Annotated in this window: 15 protein-coding genes; 9 read left to right on the top strand and 6 right to left on the bottom strand. The window is 68.8% G+C overall.

Going from position 1 to position 17,353, the window contains the following annotated elements; translation table 11 throughout:
• The 3 genes from NE234_RS17070 to NE234_RS17080 all read right to left on the bottom strand — a co-directional run bounded on the left by NE234_RS17070 (position 1) and on the right by NE234_RS17080 (position 4,478).
• Entirely contained in the window at positions 1-1,422 is a 1,422-nt protein-coding gene (locus NE234_RS17070) for a glycosyltransferase family 87 protein (protein ID WP_252781273.1), read from the bottom strand.
• Between the two features lie 9 nt (positions 1,423-1,431).
• The gene (locus tag NE234_RS17075) at positions 1,432-3,645 is read right to left on the bottom strand and encodes a transglycosylase domain-containing protein (RefSeq protein ID WP_252781274.1); all 2,214 of its coding nucleotides are present in this window, start codon (positions 3,643-3,645) and stop codon (positions 1,432-1,434) included.
• A gap of 434 nt (positions 3,646-4,079) precedes the next feature.
• Complete coding sequence (locus tag NE234_RS17080; RefSeq protein WP_252781275.1) at positions 4,080-4,478, bottom strand: DUF5318 family protein; 399 nt, start codon at positions 4,476-4,478, stop codon at positions 4,080-4,082.
• A gap of 212 nt (positions 4,479-4,690) precedes the next feature.
• Between NE234_RS17080 and NE234_RS17085 the strand changes: the two genes are divergently transcribed.
• The 8 genes from NE234_RS17085 to NE234_RS17120 all read left to right on the top strand — a co-directional run bounded on the left by NE234_RS17085 (position 4,691) and on the right by NE234_RS17120 (position 14,268).
• The gene (locus NE234_RS17085; protein ID WP_252781276.1) at positions 4,691-5,263 is read left to right on the top strand and encodes a PadR family transcriptional regulator; all 573 of its coding nucleotides are present in this window, start codon (positions 4,691-4,693) and stop codon (positions 5,261-5,263) included.
• 45 nt (positions 5,264-5,308) lie between these two features.
• The gene (locus NE234_RS17090; RefSeq protein WP_252781277.1) at positions 5,309-6,388 is read left to right on the top strand and encodes an inositol-3-phosphate synthase; all 1,080 of its coding nucleotides are present in this window, start codon (positions 5,309-5,311) and stop codon (positions 6,386-6,388) included.
• 530 nt (positions 6,389-6,918) lie between these two features.
• Complete coding sequence (locus NE234_RS17095; protein WP_252781278.1) at positions 6,919-8,709, top strand: ABC transporter substrate-binding protein; 1,791 nt, start codon at positions 6,919-6,921, stop codon at positions 8,707-8,709.
• A gap of 157 nt (positions 8,710-8,866) precedes the next feature.
• Positions 8,867-9,904: an ABC transporter ATP-binding protein gene (locus NE234_RS17100; protein ID WP_252781279.1), complete on the top strand. Its 1,038-nt coding sequence runs from the start codon at positions 8,867-8,869 to the stop codon at positions 9,902-9,904.
• Positions 9,901-10,968, top strand: a complete 1,068-nt coding sequence (locus tag NE234_RS17105) for an ABC transporter ATP-binding protein (protein ID WP_308206897.1) — start codon at positions 9,901-9,903, stop codon at positions 10,966-10,968. Before NE234_RS17100 ends, NE234_RS17105 begins: the two co-directional genes overlap by 4 nt.
• Positions 10,965-11,927: an ABC transporter permease gene (locus tag NE234_RS17110; protein WP_252781280.1), complete on the top strand. Its 963-nt coding sequence runs from the start codon at positions 10,965-10,967 to the stop codon at positions 11,925-11,927. Before NE234_RS17105 ends, NE234_RS17110 begins: the two co-directional genes overlap by 4 nt.
• 9 nt (positions 11,928-11,936) lie before the next feature.
• Positions 11,937-12,887: an ABC transporter permease gene (locus NE234_RS17115; protein WP_252781281.1), complete on the top strand. Its 951-nt coding sequence runs from the start codon at positions 11,937-11,939 to the stop codon at positions 12,885-12,887.
• 76 nt (positions 12,888-12,963) lie between these two features.
• A complete protein-coding gene (locus NE234_RS17120) occupies positions 12,964-14,268 on the top strand; it encodes an MFS transporter (protein WP_252781282.1) in 1,305 nt (434 codons plus the stop codon).
• A 32-nt stretch (positions 14,269-14,300) separates the two neighbouring features.
• Here NE234_RS17120 and NE234_RS17125 read toward each other — a convergent pair whose 3' ends face one another.
• Entirely contained in the window at positions 14,301-15,059 is a 759-nt protein-coding gene (locus NE234_RS17125) for an SDR family NAD(P)-dependent oxidoreductase (protein WP_252781283.1), read from the bottom strand.
• Positions 15,060-15,112: 53 nt separating this feature from the next.
• On the opposite strand from NE234_RS17125, the gene NE234_RS17130 reads away from it, so the two are divergent.
• Positions 15,113-15,589, top strand: coding sequence for a MarR family winged helix-turn-helix transcriptional regulator (locus NE234_RS17130; protein ID WP_252781284.1), 477 nt, complete (start codon positions 15,113-15,115; stop codon positions 15,587-15,589).
• A gap of 7 nt (positions 15,590-15,596) precedes the next feature.
• Here the strand turns inward: NE234_RS17130 and NE234_RS17135 are convergent, their stop codons facing one another.
• Positions 15,597-16,727 (bottom strand): YncE family protein, encoded by a 1,131-nt coding sequence (locus NE234_RS17135; protein ID WP_252781285.1) that lies wholly within the window; start codon positions 16,725-16,727, stop codon positions 15,597-15,599.
• Between the two features lie 26 nt (positions 16,728-16,753).
• Positions 16,754-17,272: a SigE family RNA polymerase sigma factor gene (locus NE234_RS17140; RefSeq protein WP_252781286.1), complete on the bottom strand. Its 519-nt coding sequence runs from the start codon at positions 17,270-17,272 to the stop codon at positions 16,754-16,756.
• Positions 17,273-17,353: the final 81 nt, after the last annotated feature.

A 17,353-nucleotide genomic window follows, 5' to 3' on the forward strand; every position in this document is an offset into this window, starting at 1 on the left:
TCACGCGGGCCGCGGCGCGCGGCGGCGCGCCAGGACGAAACGGTCTTCTGCGTCGTCGAGGACGCCGCCGGCCGGGTCGTCGGCGCCGTCGGCCCGTACGGCGTCGAGCCGGGGCACCAGGATGTCGACCACGACGAGCATGGCCAGCAGCAGCACCGTCAGGAAGCGGGCCAGCAGGGCGATGAAGTACACGCCGTCGCTGATGCCCGCCGCGGGGGCGTGCCCGGCGAAGATCGCGGACAGGGTGGCGGACAGCCCCACGCCGGGGTGCTGCTTGGCACCGGACATGAGGTACCACCAGATGCCGAAGAAGTAGACGATCTCTCCCGCCTGCCACAGCAGGAAGGCCGGCAGCTTCGGCCGGGCGAGCGCCGCCAGGGGCAGCAGCCACAGGACGTACTGCGGCGACCAGACCTTGTTGGTCAGCAGGAAGGCCGCGAGCGTCAGGAACAGCACCTGCGGCAGCCGTGGCCGTCGCGGGGCGAGCAGCACGAGCAGCGCGATGCCCAGCGCGAGGATCACGAACCCGGTCTCGCCCATGAGGTTCAGGGTGGGCACCTTGTCGACGGACGACAGGCCCTTGCGCTCGGCCAGGAAGAAGATCGAGCCCCAGTCGACCGGGCGTTCCTGGTTGAACGTGTAGAACCGGCTCCAGCTGTCCCACGCCGCCAGCGCGATCGGCACGTTGACGACCAGCCAGGCGACGACGGTGCCGGCCAGCAGCCGGCCGAACTCCCGCCACCGGCCCGTGCGCAGGCACAGCAGGAACAGCGGGCCGAGGAAGACGAGGGGGTAGAACTTCGCCGCGACCGCGAGGCCGAGCAGGGCGCCCGCGACGCCGGGGCGGCGGCGGGCCCAGGCCGCGAGCGCCAGCGCGGACAGGGCGACGGCGAGCAGGTCCCAGTTGATGTACGCGGTGAGGAGCAGCGCGGGCGACGCCGCGACCATCATCCCGACCCGGCGGCTCTGTCCCCCGGCGACGAGCGCCGTCGCCAGCACGGTGACCGCCGCGCACAGCACGAGGACCACGGCGGTCAGGTTGAAGAACCACATGCCGCGCGAGACGGCGTCGTCACCGCCGAACCAGCGCGCCGCCGTCGCGGCGACCTGCATGAACCCACCGGTGAGCACGGGGTACTCGACCGGTTCGGGGATCTTGTCGAGGTACGGGACCTTGCCGTCGGCCAGGCCCCGCCCGAAGTACAGCGGATAGATGTCGGTGTAACAGGCGTTGCGCACCGTGGGGATGAAGTCGAACCCCACCTGCTTGCACGGCACCTTCTGCAGGTAGCCCAGGACCGAGACGGCCGCGGTCGTGGACACGAGCAGCGGCAGCAGCTGCCGGAGGCCCATGAGGGCACCGGCGGGGCCGGGGGAGTCCGCGACTCCCCCGGCCCCATCGATCATCTGTGACTCCGGCATGTCGGCAGGCTATTCCTTCAGCGGCCGTGCGGCCTGGTCCTGCACGGTCGTGCCGCCGTTGCCGTGCTTACCGGGAGGACCGCCCGGGTCCGTCGACTGCGAACTGCAGTTGAAGCTGATCGGCGGCCTGCACGAGGTGGTCGGGTTCGAGCTGGGCGAATGGTTGCGACACTGCGGGAGTCTCGGGTGTTGCTGGCACTGCCCCGTGTCGCCCGGGTTCGGCGTCTTGCCCGGCTTGCAGTGGTCGATCGCCGGGACCTCGCCCTCCTGGCACGTCGGCGTCGGCGATGCCGACGGCGTCGTCATGGTCGGGCTCGGCGTCGCGAACTTCTGAGTGTTGCCCCCGTAGACCGGCCCTTCGAAGTGCGTGACCGGCTTGTTCGCGAGGGCCGCGCTCATGAAGTCGTGCCAGATCTCGGCCGGGAAGTCACCACCGTTGACGTGCCCCAGGCCGCCGATGTTCTGCAGCGGGAGGAACTTGTGCTGCTTGTCGCGGTACCGCCACATGGCGACCGACGTGACGTACTGCTTCGGGGTGAACCCGACGAACCAGGCCGCCATGTTCTTGCTGGTCGTACCGGTCTTACCGGCGACCTCCCGGCCCGGCAGCGCCGCGCGGTAGCCCGTGCCCGGGGACCTCACGACCGCCTGCATGGCGTACTGCGTGTCCCGGGCGACGTCCTTGGAGAACGCCTCGTGCTTGGTGACGTAATGCTCCCATTTCTCCGGCTTGTAGGGAGCGTTCTTTGAATCGAGCACCTTCTTGATGATGTGCGGCCGGATGTACTCGCCGTCGTTGGCGATCGTCGCGTAGCCGCCGGCCTGGGCCAGCGGGCTCATGTCGGCCTGGCCGAGGAAGAAACCACCCTGGTTCAGTTGGTGCTTCATGCTGTCGCCGGGCAGCCCGGCCTTCTCCGCGAGGTCGAACACCTTCTGCGAACCCGCCTTGAAACCGAGGGGCACGTACACCGTGTTGTACGACATCTGCGTCGCCTTGATGAGGTCGACGACCTCGTTGGTGTTGCCCTCGTCGTTCACGACGGTCATCGCGCCCGGTGTGCCCTTGGGGACGCTCTCACCGTCGGTCGTGAAGTACTGCGGCGCCCGGGCGTCGAACATACTTTTCAGCCCGATGCCGTTGTCGAGGGCGGTCGCGAGAACGTACGGCTTGAAGGAGGAGCCCACCTGGACGGTCGAGTAGAAGGCGTCATCCTGCTGCCGTTTCAGGTAGTCCTTGCCGCCGTACGCCGCCAGGACCTCCCCGTTGTTCGGATCGATGGTCACCAGGCCGACTCGCGTGTCGCTGGGCAGGCCCTTGAGCTTGGGCTCGACCGCCGCCACGGCCTTGTCCTGGAGATCCTTGCGCCAGGTGGTGTAGATCTTCAGGCCCTTGGTGTTGAGCTCCGTGTCGGTGAAGCCCATGGAGTTCCGCAGGACGTTGGTGATCCGCTGCAGGAGGTAGCCGTTCTGACCGCGGTAGGAACTGCTCTTGGACCTCTTCACCTTGGGCAGGTGGTTCTGGTATTTGGCCAGGTCGGCGTCGGACAGGTTGCCCATCGTGTGCATGCCCTGGAGCACCCAGTTGTAGCGCTCCATGGTGTCGATCCGCTCCTGCCCCTTGCTCGCGGGCGTGTAGTACCCGGGCTGCTTGATGTTGGAGGCGAGGATCGCGGCCTCGGGGACGGTGAGCTCTGCCGCGCTGTGGCCGAACCAGATGCGCGCCGCCGTCTCGACGCTGTACGCGCCGGTCATGTCCTTCGTCGGCGCGCCGAAGTAGATGGTGTTCAGGTAGTTCAGCAGGATCTCGTCCTTGCTGGTCTGCTTGTTGACCTTGACCGCAATGAAGATCTCTTTGAACTTCCTGGTGAACGTGCGGTTCTGCGACAGGTAGGCGTTCTTGACGTACTGCTGGGTGATCGTCGAGCCGCCCTGCGTGTCGCCGCCCTTGAGGTCGTTGTAGAACGCGCGGGCGATGCCCGTCGGAGAGATCGCCGCCTCGTGATAGAACTTGCGATCCTCGGCGGCCAGCACGGCCGCCTGCATGGGCTTGCTCACCTTCGACAGGCTGGGCAGGATCTGACGCGATGCGCCGATCCGCCCGAGGACCTCGGGGTTCTTCGCGCTCCCGCCCCAGTAGATCGTGGTGCCCTGCTCCTGGACGTCCGAGTTGATTTTCGGCACCTTGACCATCGCGTACGCGACGCCGACCCCGCAGATGGCCACGAGCGTGCCGATGCCGAAGACGCCGACCCACAGCTTCCACGACAGGAGGCGCCGCCAGCCCTTGCGCTTGGCCTTCTTGCCGGATGCGCGCCGCGTGCCGTCACCGTCCCCGGGCCGCCGGCGACCCGGTCCGCCGCCGCCACCCGAGCCTCCGGGGCCACCAGGACCTCCGGGCCCGCCCGGACGACCGGGACCACCGGGGCCACCAGGATGGGGCCGGGTGGGGAGCGCAGGGAGGTGAGACCCGTCGACCTGCGGCTGCGGCCGGGTCGGGGCAGGTCCAGCAGACCCCGATCGACCGTACTCTGGCCCGTAATCGCTGCTGTAACTCACGCGACCTCGTTCACTCGGGTACGGCTTTTCAATCCGTCCGACAGTACTGTGTAGGCAAGTGAGCGGGGACCGCCTGCCGGGTACACCGTGCTCGCGCGCGGCTACTCTCGGACGCTACGGCCCTGGTCAGGAGCTGTTTCTCCGTAGCCAAGGACGTAGGACAGCGTCAGGTAGTTCCAGGAACAACCTTGACACACTTCCACCACATAGACCCGGAATTCACCGAATTCCCGGGCCATCTCCTGGAGTTCGTCCGTCGCCTTGACCCGTCCGGCGTAGCGGCCCAGCTCGTCGCCGTACACGTACGTGACATGGGTAAGCCGCTCCTTCCGGCAGACGGGGCAGGGCTGGTCGGTGGGCTCGCCATGATACTTCGCGGCTCGCAGCAGGTACGGGTGTGCGTCGCAGGCGTCCGCGACGGTCAGGCCGCCGGATGACAGCTCGGCCAACGTGGCCCGCCGGGCGAGCCCGTAGTCGACGACCAGTCGCTGGGACCACATGTCTGCAGACTACGACGACCCGCAATCCTCAATTCGTGACATTCCAGGCACCCTGCGTGCGTCCTTCCTGAACACGGCCTGAACCCGGCCGTCATTTCACGGTCCTTTCACGCCCCGGCTTGCCATGCGGGGAGGGAGGACCGTATCTTCCTGATGTATCGAGTCGATACATTCGAGCGATACATCGAGTCGAGCGGTCGAGGGGAGGGACCATGAGGAGCAAGGCCGGCGTGCTGGAGCTCGCCGTACTCGGGCTGCTCCACGAGTCCCCCATGCACGGGTACGAGTTGCGCAAGCGGCTGAACACCCTGCTCGGCATGTTCCGCGCGTTCTCATACGGATCGCTCTACCCCTGCCTCAAGGACCTCCTCGAGCACGGGTTGATCACGGAGGACGACCAGGAGCCCGTCCCGGCACGCCCGGCGGGCACCCGGCGCTCGAAGATCGTCTACAAGCTCACGGCCGAGGGGAAGGAGCGCCTCCAGGAACTCCTCTCCGAGGCCGGACCCGCGTCCTGGGAGGACGAAGGGTTCGGAGTACATTTCGCCTTCTTCGCCCACACCCGCGCCGACGTACGGCTGCGGATCCTCGAAGGCCGGCGCAGCCGGCTCGAGGAGCGGCTGGAGGGCGTGCGCGCCGCACTGGCCCGCACGCGCGAGCGTGTCGACAACTACACGCTCGAGCTCCAGCAGCACGGGTTGGAGTCGGTCGAGCGCGAGGTCCGGTGGCTCAACGAGCTCATCGGACGCGAACGCGCGCAGCAAGCAGATGAGAACAACGGCTGAGGGCGCAAGGCGTCCCCCCGCACAACACAGCAAAGGAGCATCCGGATGGGTTCAGTGCGCGTAGCCATCGTCGGAGTCGGCAACTGCGCGAGCTCGCTCGTCCAGGGAGTCGAGTACTACAAGGACGCCTCGCCCGAAACTCGTGTCCCTGGTCTGATGCACGTTCAGTTCGGTGAGTACCACGTCGGTGACCTCGAGTTCGTGGCCGCCTTCGACGTCGACGCCAAGAAGGTCGGCCGCGACCTGTCCGAGGCGATCGTCGCCAGCGAGAACAACACCATCAAGATCTGCGACGTGCCGCCGTCCGGCGTCACCGTGCAGCGCGGCCACACCTTCGACGGTCTCGGCGAGTACTACCGCGAGATCATCGAGGAGTCGGACGAGCAGCCGGTCGACGTCGTCCAGGTGCTCAAGGACACCCAGGCCGACGTTCTCGTCTCCTACCTGCCGGTGGGCTCGGAGGAGGCGGACCGCTTCTACGCCCAGTGCGCCATCGACGCCGGCGTGGCCTTCGTGAACGCCCTGCCGGTCTTCATCGCCAGCGACCCGGAGTGGGCGCAGAAGTTCACCGACGCCGGTGTCCCCATCGTCGGTGACGACATCAAGTCCCAGGTCGGCGCCACCATCACCCACCGCGTGATGGCCAAGCTGTTCGAGGACCGCGGGGTCGAGCTGCTGCGCACGTACCAGCTCAACTTCGGCGGCAACATGGACTTCATGAACATGCTGGAGCGCAAGCGCCTCCAGTCGAAGAAGATCTCCAAGACGCAGTCGGTCACCTCGCAGATCCCGCACGAGATGGCGAAGGCCGACGTCCACATCGGCCCGTCCGACCACGTGCCGTGGCTCGACGACCGCAAGTGGGCCTACGTCCGCCTGGAGGGCCGTTCCTTCGGTGACACCCCGCTGAACCTCGAGTACAAGCTCGAGGTCTGGGACTCCCCGAACTCCGCCGGCGTCATCATCGACGCGGTCCGCGCCGCCAAGATCGCCAAGGACCGCGGCATCGGCGGCCCGATCCTGTCGGCGAGCTCCTACTTCATGAAGTCCCCGCCGGTGCAGTACAGCGACGACCAGGCCCGCGAGGCCGTGGAGTCCTTCATCCGCGGTGACGTCGAGCGCTGAGAACCGCTACGCGGCTCATCTGATGAGGTGAGCCGGTCGGTGTTCAGGTGAGGGGTCCGTGCGCTGCGGCGCGCGGACCCCTCACCTTTTGGCCTGCTCAGAGCGAGGCCCCGGATTTCGTCGTGGTTACGGTAAGCACATACTGTTACGTCGGCTCGGTCATGTGCCGCGGGGACTCCCCGGTGCGAGGCTGGGCTGCAGGCGGACGAAAGGCCCCCGCCCAGGGCCGGTCGGGTCGCCTCCGGCGAGGGAAAAGGAAGAGATCACGAGTGGCGGGAAGGTGACGCCGGCTGGGCTTCACGGGATACGTGCCGCGATGCCCGTATCACACCAAGTGATGGTCTCATCACGAGGTTGTCTCACCTACTGCACAGTTAAGTAACTCGTCCGAATCTTTACCGATCTGAGCTGGACAGCGACCAGGACACGAAGGTGTTCTCCCACGGGGACGTGTCGAGAACCCGACACGCCTGCGAACAAACGCATCACAACTAGCGCAACACGGCCGTGAGGCCGGATGGAGGGCGTTCATGTCAGTCGAGAAGACGGGGTTGAAGGCAGCGGCCGCCATCGGCACGCTCGCCGTCGCCCTCGCCGCCTGCGGCGGTGGAGGCAAGGGCGGTAGCTCCGATGAGGGAACGCCCCAAAAGGGCGGGACCCTGAAGATCGCGGGTTCGTCGGTGCCGGACCACATCGACCCCGCGAGCGCCTACAGCACGGTCAACCAGGGCTTCTCCCGGAACTGGGCGCTCACGCTCTTCACGAACAAGGCCTCGAACAACTTCAACGAGACCATCCCGAACTACCCGGACGCCGCGGCCGAGCTCCCGACCAAGGAGAACGGCGGCATCAGCGCGGACGGCAAGACCTACACGATCAAGCTGCGTGACGGTCTGAAGTGGAACACGAACCCGGCCCGCCCGGTCACGGCGGCCGACTTCGTGCGCGGTCTGAAGCGGACGTGCAACCCGGCGAGCCCCGCCGGCGCGCCGTACTACACGGACCTCATCGTCGGCATGGCCGACTTCTGCAAGGGCTACGGCAAGGTCGACGCCAAGTCCGCCAGCGCGATGGGGAACTACCAGGAGAGCCACGACATCCCCGGCTACATGGCCAAGGACGACAAGACCCTGGTCGTCAAGCTGAAGCAGCCGGCCGGTGACTTCCTGAACATCATCGGCATGTCCTTCGCGTCCGCGGCGCCGAAGGAGTACGACAACTACATCCCGGACAGCCCGGAGTTCCGTTCGCACACGGTCTCCGACGGTCCGTACCAGATGACGTCGTACAGCGACAAGAAGTTCATCCTGGACCGCAACCCGAACTGGGACGCCGCCTCGGACAAGCTTCGCAAGGCGTACGTCGACCGCATCGAGGTCGACCTCGGCCAGGACTCCCCGGACCAGGTCGAGCAGCAGCTGGAGCAGGGCACGGCGGACCTCGCGTGGGACCAGCCGGTGCCGACCTCCGCGATCCCGCGCCTCGCGCAGTCCAAGGACAAGCGGTTCCGTCTGCAGGACAACCCGGGCGTCAACCCGTACATCGTCTTCAACACCCTGAGCCCCAACAACAAGGGCGCGCTGGGCAAGAAGGCCGTCCGGCAGGCGATCGAGTACGCGATCGACAAGGTCGCGATCGCCAAGAACTACGGCGGCGTCAACGTGGCCCAGCCGGTGCGTTCCGCGGTCGCCCCGGGCAACGTCGGCTACGACCCGAACTACAACCCGTACCCGACCAACAACGACTCGGGTGACCCGGCCAAGTGCAAGCAGATGCTCTCGGCCGCCGGCTACCCGAACGGGCTCACGCTGAAGTTCCCGTACCGGACCAACAGCAACCACCCGCGCAACGCGCAGTCGATCCAGGCGAACCTGCAGGCCTGCGGGATCACCGTCCAGATGTCGCCGGACACCAACGGCAACTTCTACGGCACCACGCTGGTCACGCCGGCGGACGCCAAGGCCGGTAAGTGGGACATCGCCGCTCCGGGCTGGGGCCCGGACTGGTACGGCAACAACGGCCGTTCCGGCCTGCAGCCGCTGTTCGACGGCCGCCAGTACGGCCCGAACTCCCCGGACTACGGCGGTTACAACAACGACCAGGTCAACAAGCTGATCGACCAGGCGAACCAGGCGCAGACCCAGGCCGACGCGCAGACCGCGTGGGCGCAGGTCAACAAGCTGGTCATGGACGATGCCGCCATCGTTCCGCTGATCACGCAGAAGTACTCGACCTACCAGTCGGCGCGGGTCCGCAACACGCTGTTCCTGCCCGCCTTCCAGACCTACGACTACAGCCTGGTCTGGCTGGCCAAGAAGTAACCCAAACCCCAATGAGACGGCCGGGTGCGCCCCGCACGAGGCGTGCCCGGCCGTCATCATGCCGGGACGATGTCCCTATCACACACTCACCCTGGGTAATCTTCGATGGAACTCGCCCTGGCGCGTAACCCCTAACTCAGTTCTCGAAGGGGAGGACATGAGCCTTCTCGAGGTCACAGACCTAAAGGTCTCCTTCAACACCTCGGACGGCGTCGTACAAGCGGTTCGCGGAATGACCTTCAGCATCGACCGCGGCAAGACGCTCGGCATCGTCGGCGAATCCGGCTCCGGCAAGAGCGTCAGCACCCAGACCCTCATGGGCCTCACTCCGGGTGCGAAGGTCAGCGGCCAGGCCCTCTTCGAAGGCCAGGACCTGCTCACGATGAACCCCGACCAGCTCCGCCGGATCCGCGGCCCGCAGATCTCCATGATCTTCCAGGACCCGCTGTCCAGCCTGCACCCGCTGTACAAGGTGGGCTGGCAGATCGTCGAGATGATCCGCGCGCACGAGCCGAACGTCTCCAAGGCCGAGGCGCGCAAGCGCGCGGTCGAACTCCTCGGCATGGTCGGCATCCCGCAGCCGGACCGGCGGGTGGACGACTACCCTCACCAGTTCTCCGGGGGTATGCGCCAGCGCGCGATGATCGCCATGGCGCTCGCGCTGAACCCGAAGCTCATCATCGCCGACGAGCCGACCACCGCCCTCGACGCGACCGTGCAGGCCCAGATCCTGGACCTCATGCTGCGCCTGCAGCGCGAGTTCGACACCGCTCTCATCATGATCACGCACGACCTCGGGGTCATCGCCGACCTGGCCGACGACGTCCTCGTGATGTACGCCGGCAAGCCGGTCGAGCACACCGATCGCCGGTCGCTGTACTACGGGTCGCACCACCCGTACAGCGCCGGTCTGCTCCGCTCGATCCCGAGCGGAGCCGGTGGCCGCGGCGGGCGGCTGATCCCCATCGCCGGGCAGCCGCCGAGCCTCATCAGCCCGCCATCCGGGTGTTCGTTCCATCCTCGTTGCCCGTACGTCATGGACACGTGCCGGGTGAACGAGCCACCGTTGCGAGAGGTGGCCGCGGGCCACGGGTCCGCCTGCTGGCTTCCCAAGGAGGCGCGCGGCCTCGGCCCCGAGGCCGAGCAGCTGCGCGAGAACGCCGTGGCAGAGGGCCGTACGGAGGTGGGCGCGTGAGCGACGTCAGCGGAGACGTCCTCGTCAAGGTCGAGGACGCCTACAAGCACTTCCCCATCAAGCAGGGGATCATCTTCAAGCACGAGGTGGCGCGGGTCCACGCCGTCGACGGCGTCAACCTCGAGGTACGCCGCGGCGAGACCCTCGGCATCGTCGGGGAGAGCGGCTGCGGCAAGTCGACGCTGGCCCGCTGCATCACCGGTCTGCACCCGCTGACGAAGGGGCGCATCCTCTTCGAGGGCAAGGAGATCGGCTCGTCGCCGGACAAGGCGTTCCGGCGTGACGTGCAGATGATCTTCCAGGACCCGTACGGCTCGCTGAACCCGCGCCGCCGGGTCGGGGCGATCATCGGCGACCCGTTCGACATCCACGGCATCGCGGACGGCGCCGAGCGCAAGCGGCGCGTCCAGGAGCTGATGGAGCTCGTCGGCCTCAACCCCGAGCACTACAACCGGTTCCCGGCGGAGTTCTCCGGCGGTCAGCGGCAGCGCATCGGCGTCGCACGTGCCCTCGCGCTCAAGCCGAAGCTGATCGTCTGCGACGAGCCCGTCTCGGCGCTGGACGTGTCCATCCAGGCCCAGGTGATCAACCTGCTGAAGGACCTGCAGGACGAGCTCGGGCTCACCTACATCTTCATCGCGCACGACCTGTCGGTGGTGGAGTACGTCTCCGACCGGGTCGCGGTCATGTACCTCGGCAAGATCACTGAGAACGCCGAGTCCGAGGAGCTGTACGCCAAGCCCCGCCACCCGTACACCAACGCCCTGCTGTCGGCGGCCTCCGTCGCCGACCCGGACGAGGCGGCGAAGCGTGAGCGGATCATCCTGACCGGTGACGTCCCGTCGCCGATCAAGCCGCCGTCCGCGTGCCGGTTCCACCCGCGCTGCCCGAAGGCGCAGCCGATCTGCTCCACCGAAGAGCCGGAGCTGATCGTGCGTGAGGGCGACGACGCCGACCATCTGACCGCGTGCCACTTCCCCGTGCAGCTCGGTGAGCACCTCGCCAGGGCGCGGGCCGGCATCGCCCAGGAGTCCACCGAGCCCACTCTGGGGGTGTCCGAATGAGTCTCACGGAGCTCGCCGCCGACGCCATTCCGGCCGACGAGGAGCCCAGCGGCCGGAAAATCCAGGGGCGCAGCCCGTTCCGGCTCGCCATGGCGCGGCTGATGCACGACAAGATGGCGGTCGCGTCCGTCGTCGTGCTCGTCCTGATCATCCTCTTCGCGATCGGCGCGCCGCTGTTCGCCTCGTGGACGGGCCACCCGTACGGAGCGCAGTACCCCGACCTCGCCCGCGACTCCTGGGGCCTGCCCAAGGGGCCGAGCAAGGACTTCTGGCTCGGCGCCGACCCGCTCGGCCGTGACGTGCTCGTCCGGGCGGCGTACGGCGCGCGGATCTCGCTGTTCGTCGGGATCGCGGCGTCCATCCTCGCCACCGTCATCGGGGTGACGGTCGGCGTCCTCGCCGGCTACATCGGCGGGGCCGTGGACGCCATCCTGGCGCGGTTCATGGACGTCGTGCTGTCCTTCCCGTACCTGCTGGTCGCGATCGTCATCGCCACGACGTTCCGGCCGCACTCCACCTGGCTCAGCCTGCTGCTGACCATCACCGTGATCGCGATCTTCTCGTTCGCCGCGATGGCCCGCATCGTCCGCGGCCAGGTCATCTCGCTGAAGGAGAAGGAGTTCATCGAGGCGGCCCGGTCCCTCGGTGCCGGCCGAGTGCGGATCATGTTCGTGGACATCCTGCCGAACCTCGTCGCGCCCGTCACGGTGCTCGCCTCGCTGCTCGTTCCGACCTCCATCGTGTTCGAGGCGACGCTGTCCTTCCTCGGGGTCGGCATCCAGCCGCCGATGCCCAGCTGGGGGAGCATGCTCAACGATGCCGACTACCGGAGCTCGCTGTGGCTCCTGTTCGTGCCCGGCGGCCTGCTGCTCCTGACGACCCTGGCGTTCAACCTGCTCGGCGACGGCATCCGCGACGCGTTCGATCCGCGCAGCGAGCGACTCATCACCCGAAAGTAGGACCTGACGATGTTTCGATTCATCATCCGGCGGCTGCTCTTCGGGATCCTCGTCCTGTGGCTGGTGACGACGTCCGTCTTCTGCCTGCTGCACATCTCCCCGACCCCGGTCGAGAAGATGATCGCAGGGCCGCGGGCGTCCGCCGCCACGGTCGCCCTGATCCGGCACAACCTCGGTCTGGACCGGCCGTTCCTCGTCCAGTACTGGAGCTTCCTGAAGGACACCTTCACCGGTGACCTGGGCTACTCCTACGTCACCCAGGCGAAGGTCTCCTCGATCATCGCGGATCGGCTGCCCGCCACCCTCTGGCTGGTCGGCGGCGCGGCGGTCCTCTGGTTCGTCGGAGGCGTCACGACCGGCGTGCTCAGCGCCACCAGGGCCCGCAGCCTGCTCGACCGCTCCTCGACGGGGTTCGTCCTGCTGGGCCTGTCCATCCCGCCGTTCCTGATGGCGCTGCTCCTGCCGTTCCTGTTCATCCACGAGATCGGCATCACCTGGTTCCAGACGGGACAGTACGTCTCGCCGTTCGACGACCCGAACCTGTTCCTGCAGCGGATGATCCTGCCGTGGCTCGGGCTCGCGTTCATGCTGGTGGCGACGTACACGCGGCTCACCCGCGGTTCGATGATGGACGTCCTCGGTGAGGACTACATCCGGACCGCGCGGGCCAAGGGCCTGTCCGAGCGGCGGGTCATCTACCGCCACGGCCTGCGGGCGGCGCTGACGCCGATCGTCACCCAGTTCGGCGTCGACATCGGCGCGCTGATCGGCTCCACGATCGTGACCGAGAAGGTGTTCGGTCTGCAGGGCATCGGTCAGCTCGTCTACAACTCGATCGTCAAGGGCGACACCCCGGTCATCCTGGGCGTGACGCTGCTGACGGCGCTGTTCGTGGTCGTCGCGAACCTGATCGTCGACATCGGCTACTCCTTCCTCGACCCGCGCGTCCGGGTCGACTGACGGAGCTCCGGCGGTCCGAACGGCCGGTCGTCCCCCCGGGGGCGGCCGGCCGTTTTCGCTGTCCTACGCTTGGGCGGTGTCCTACGCCGCCGACCTCCGCCTGGTCATCCGGGGTCAGGACTTCCGCCGCCTGTTCGCGACGCGGGTCGTCTCGGCCCTGTCCGACGGCGTGTTCCAGGTCGGCCTCGCGGGCTACGTCCTGTTCTCTCCCGAGCAGCAGGCCACCGCCACGGAGGCCGCGGCCACGGCCGCGGTGCTGCTCCTCCCGTACTCCGTGCTCGGCCCGTTCGCCGGCGTCTTCATCGACCGGTGGCGGCGCCGGCAGATCCTCGTCCACGCCCCGCTGATCCGGGCCGTCGCCGTCGCCGTGACCGCACTGCTGCTGGCCCGCGGGAACGACGGCATCCCGTTCTTCCTCGCCGCGCTCGCCGTGTTCGCGGTGAACCGCTTCTTCCTGTCCGCGCTGTCGGCGGCGCTGCCCCGCGTGGTCGGGGCGGAGGAGCTCATCACCGCCAACGCCGTGTCGGTCACCTCCGGGACGATGATGACCTTCGCCGGCGCCGGCGTCGGGTACGTCCTGCGGGTCCTGTTCGGCGCGGGCCACTCCGGCACCGCCGCCGTCCTGTCGGCCTCCGCCGTCCTTTACGTCGCCACCGCGCTCATCGCCACCCGCATGGGCCGCGACCTGCTCGGCCCGGACCGCGGCGAGGCGCGGGCCGACACTCGCGAGGCGCTCGGTCAGGTCCTGCACGGCCTGCTCGACGGTGCCCGGCACATCCGGGACCGGCGGCCGGCCGCGGCGGCGCTCGGCGCGATCGGCGCCCACCGGTTCCTGTACGGCATCACCACGATCATGACGGTGCTGCTGTTCCGCAACTACTTCGCCGGCAGCGCGGAGGCCGGTCTCGGCGGCTTCGCGGTCGTCCTCGTCGTGTCCGGGATCGGCTACTTCCTGGCGGCCGTGACCACCCCGCTCGTCACCGAGCGGATCCGCAAGGAGGCGTGGATCACGATCCAGCTGGCGTTCGCCGCCGTCGCCGAGGTCGTCCTCGCCGCGCCGTTCTCGCCGGTGCCGTTCGTCCTGGGCGCCTTCGTGCTCGGCCTGGTCGCCCAGGGCGTGAAGCTCTGCGTGGACACGATCGTCCAGACGACCGTGGCCGACGCCTTCCGCGGCAGGGTGTTCGCCCTCTACGACATGATCTTCAACGGGATGTACGTGGCCGGCTTCGCCGTCGCCGCCGCCCTCCTCCCCGCCGACGGCAAGTCCTACGGTGTCCTGGCCCTCATCGGCATCGGCTACGCCCTGTCGGCCCTCTGCTATCGCCTGTGGGCGGGCACCCCTTCGAGCGTCACGGACCCCGTCGAGGGCTCCAGCGCGTGAGGCGGCGACCGGCGGGCGCCGCCGGCCGTCTCCTACCGCGTGAGGTGGCGGCCGCCCGCGACGGAGAGGATCTCGCCGTTGATATGGCCGTTCGCGGCGGAACCGAGGTAGGCGACCGCTGAGGCGACGTCCTCGGGCGTGCAGATACGGCCGGTGGGCGTCTTGGCGGCCTCGGCGTCGACCACCTCCTGCCCGAAGCCGGGGAAGGTCAAGGCCCGCTCGGTCAGCGTGAACCCGGGTCGTACGACGTTCGTCAGGATGCCGTGCCGGGCCTCGCGGGCGGCGAGCACGGTGGCGGCCGTCTCCAGCGCGCCCTTGGCCGCGGGGTAGGTCACCGCGGCGGGCATGGGCTGGTCGACGACGTCCGAGGAGATCAGGACCAGCCGGCCCCAGCCGGCGCTCCGCATGGCGGGCAGCACGGCGTCGATCAGCGCGACGGTGCCGATGACGTTCGCCGTGAATCCGTCCGTCATCGTCTCCCAGGTGTCCGGGGTCCTCGACGGCCAGGCGACGGCGTTCGCGACCAGGACCGCGATGTCGCCGAGTTCGCGCCGGACCGCGTGCACCGCCGCGTCGATCGAGGCGGGGTCGCGCTGATCGATCCGCACCGTCATGCCCCGGCCGCCCGTCTCGGCGACCGAGTCGACGAGGTCGTGCGCCCGCTTCTCATTCCCGTGCCAGGCCGCGGCGACCAGGGCGCCCTCGGCCGCGTACGCCCGGGCGATCGCGCCGCCGATGTCGCCGGACGCGCCCGTGACCAGGACGACGCGGCCGGTGAGTCCGAGATCCATGAACGCTCCAGTTATATAGTCGGCTATCTATTAGCCGACTATATATTCATAGGATGATGCTCGTGGATTCCGGCGAGGCGATGCGCGTCAACCGCGCGCTGAACAAGCTCGGCAAGCTCTACCGCGCCGCCAAGGCCCGCAAGCTGGCGGCGCTCGGCCTGCATCCCGGCCAGGACGTCCTGCTGTGGATCCTTGCGCAGGAGCGCGACGGCATCACCGTTTCCCAGCTCGCCGCCCGGCTCGGCATCGAGCCGCCCACCGTCACCCGCAGCCTCGCCCGGCTGGAGGGCGGGGGCTGGTTCCGGCGGGAGCCCGTACCCGCCGACCGCCGGCAGGTCCGCATCGTGGTGACGGACGCCGGTCACCGGCTCGTGCCGGCGATCGAGCGGGCCTGGGCCGAGCTCGCCGAGGAGACACTGGGCCCGGCGGACGACGAGGAGCGCGAGATCGTGCTCACCGCGCTCGAACGGGCCAGTGACCGGCTGCGCGGCCTGGTCGAGGACTCCGAGAGGATCCTGGCCGAGGAGTGAAGGCCGGTCAGCGGGGCGTGAAGACCGGTATCCAGGAGCCGGAACGGTCCGAGTGCTGGTAGCCGGTGAGGGGCGTGATCTCCTTGCCGTCGACGCTCACCAGGACCAGCCGGTTGTAGAACTCGCCCTTGCCCGTGCACCCCTTCGGCTGGCAGGCCAGCGCGATCAGGTGGCCGTCGTCGGCCCACGCGCGCAACTGCTCGACGGGCTGGAGGCCGGCCGTACGCCCGGTCGTGACGTCCTTCACGGCGGTGAGGGGACCGGGGCCGGAACCGGGATTGCCCATGGCGATGTACCGGCCGTCCGCCGACAGCCCGGCCTCCTGGTAGCTGTCCGCCTCGTGCGGCAGTGTCGCCTGCGGTCTCCCCTGCAGGTCGTAGAAGGTCCTCGTGGGTACCGTGCCGGTCGGCGACCAGATCAGCGCGCCCGTCCGGCTCCAGCCGAGATCCTGCCGGGTGTTGAAGTTGTCGGTGTCCGGCGGGAGGGCGCGGAAGGGACCCGGACGACCGGTCTTCGCGTCGACGACGTAGAAGCCGATCCGTGTGCTGGACCTCGGGCCGGTGGGCAGGTCGGGGTTCTGGCCGTACGCCGTCACGAGGAGCCGCCGCCCGTCCGCGGACCAGGCCAGGCCGCCGGCCCGGCGGTCGAGCGGGATCCAGCGGGTCACCTTCCGCGTGCGCGTGTCCAGCAGGCCGACCCGCGCGGCCGGCAGCGGCCCTTCGAGCACGGCCGCCTGCCGCAGGCCCGGTGCGACGGCCAGGTACGCCCACGACGTCTCCCGGTACCGGTCGGACGCCGGGTCGTACACGTACCAGGTGCGCTGCGACGAGACCGTCACACCGTTCTTCGCCCGATGCGTCACGTAGTAGGCGGACATCGCGATCCGGCCGGCGGCGACGAGCCGTACGGGCGGGGAGTGCGCCGGGTCGGCGTGCAGGCTGGTGTCCGCCGGCGTCGGGCGCGACGCCGGCGGTGACGTGGGGTTCCGGTCGAGGTCGGCCGTCACCGCGACCGCCGCGACCGCCGCCGCCGCGCCGGTCGCGAGCGCGACCGCGCGGACGCGCCGCCGGACGCGGCGGCGCAGCGCCCGCTCGGCCAGCCCGGCCGGCACCGTGGCCTCGGCCGACCATTCCGTCAAGGACCGTCGGATCAGCGTCTCGAGCTTCACTGGGTGACCTCCGTCATGGTGTCGACCGTGGCCAGTTCGGGGGCGAGCCGGCGCAGGCGGGCCAGGGACCGGTGCGTCGTGCTGCGCACGGTGCCGACGCTGCAGTCGAGGATCCGGGCCACCTCGGACTCGGACAGGTCCTCGAAGAAGCGGAGGATGAGGACCGCGCGCTGCCGGGCGGTGAGCCGCGCCATCGCCCGCCGTACGGTGAGCCTCAGGTCGACGGCGGCGGTGTCGTCGTCCCGGGCGGTCTCCGGAAGGGTCGCCACCTGCGTCTCGCGGCGCGGCCAGCGGAGCCGCCACCAGCTGACCTGCTGGTGGTACATCACGCGCCGCACGTAGGCGTCAGGGTCGTCGATCGTGCGCCAGCGGGCCGCCGTCTTCGCGAGCGCGACCTGGAGCAGGTCCTCGGCCGCCTGCTGATCACCGCCGGTGAGCAGGTAGGCGAGGCGCATCAGCGCCGGTGATCGCGCCACCACGAACTCGTGGAAACGTCGCTCCGCTGCGGCGTCCATCGTCACCTCCGAAGTGCGTCGATCTCCTTAGACGCCTCCGGGACGCGGCGGCTATGCCCGCCGAGCGGAATCGGGCATCGG

Source organism: Actinoallomurus rhizosphaericola (assembly GCF_024055675.1).
Taxonomy (GTDB): Bacteria; Actinomycetota; Actinomycetes; order Streptosporangiales; family Streptosporangiaceae; genus Actinoallomurus; species Actinoallomurus soli.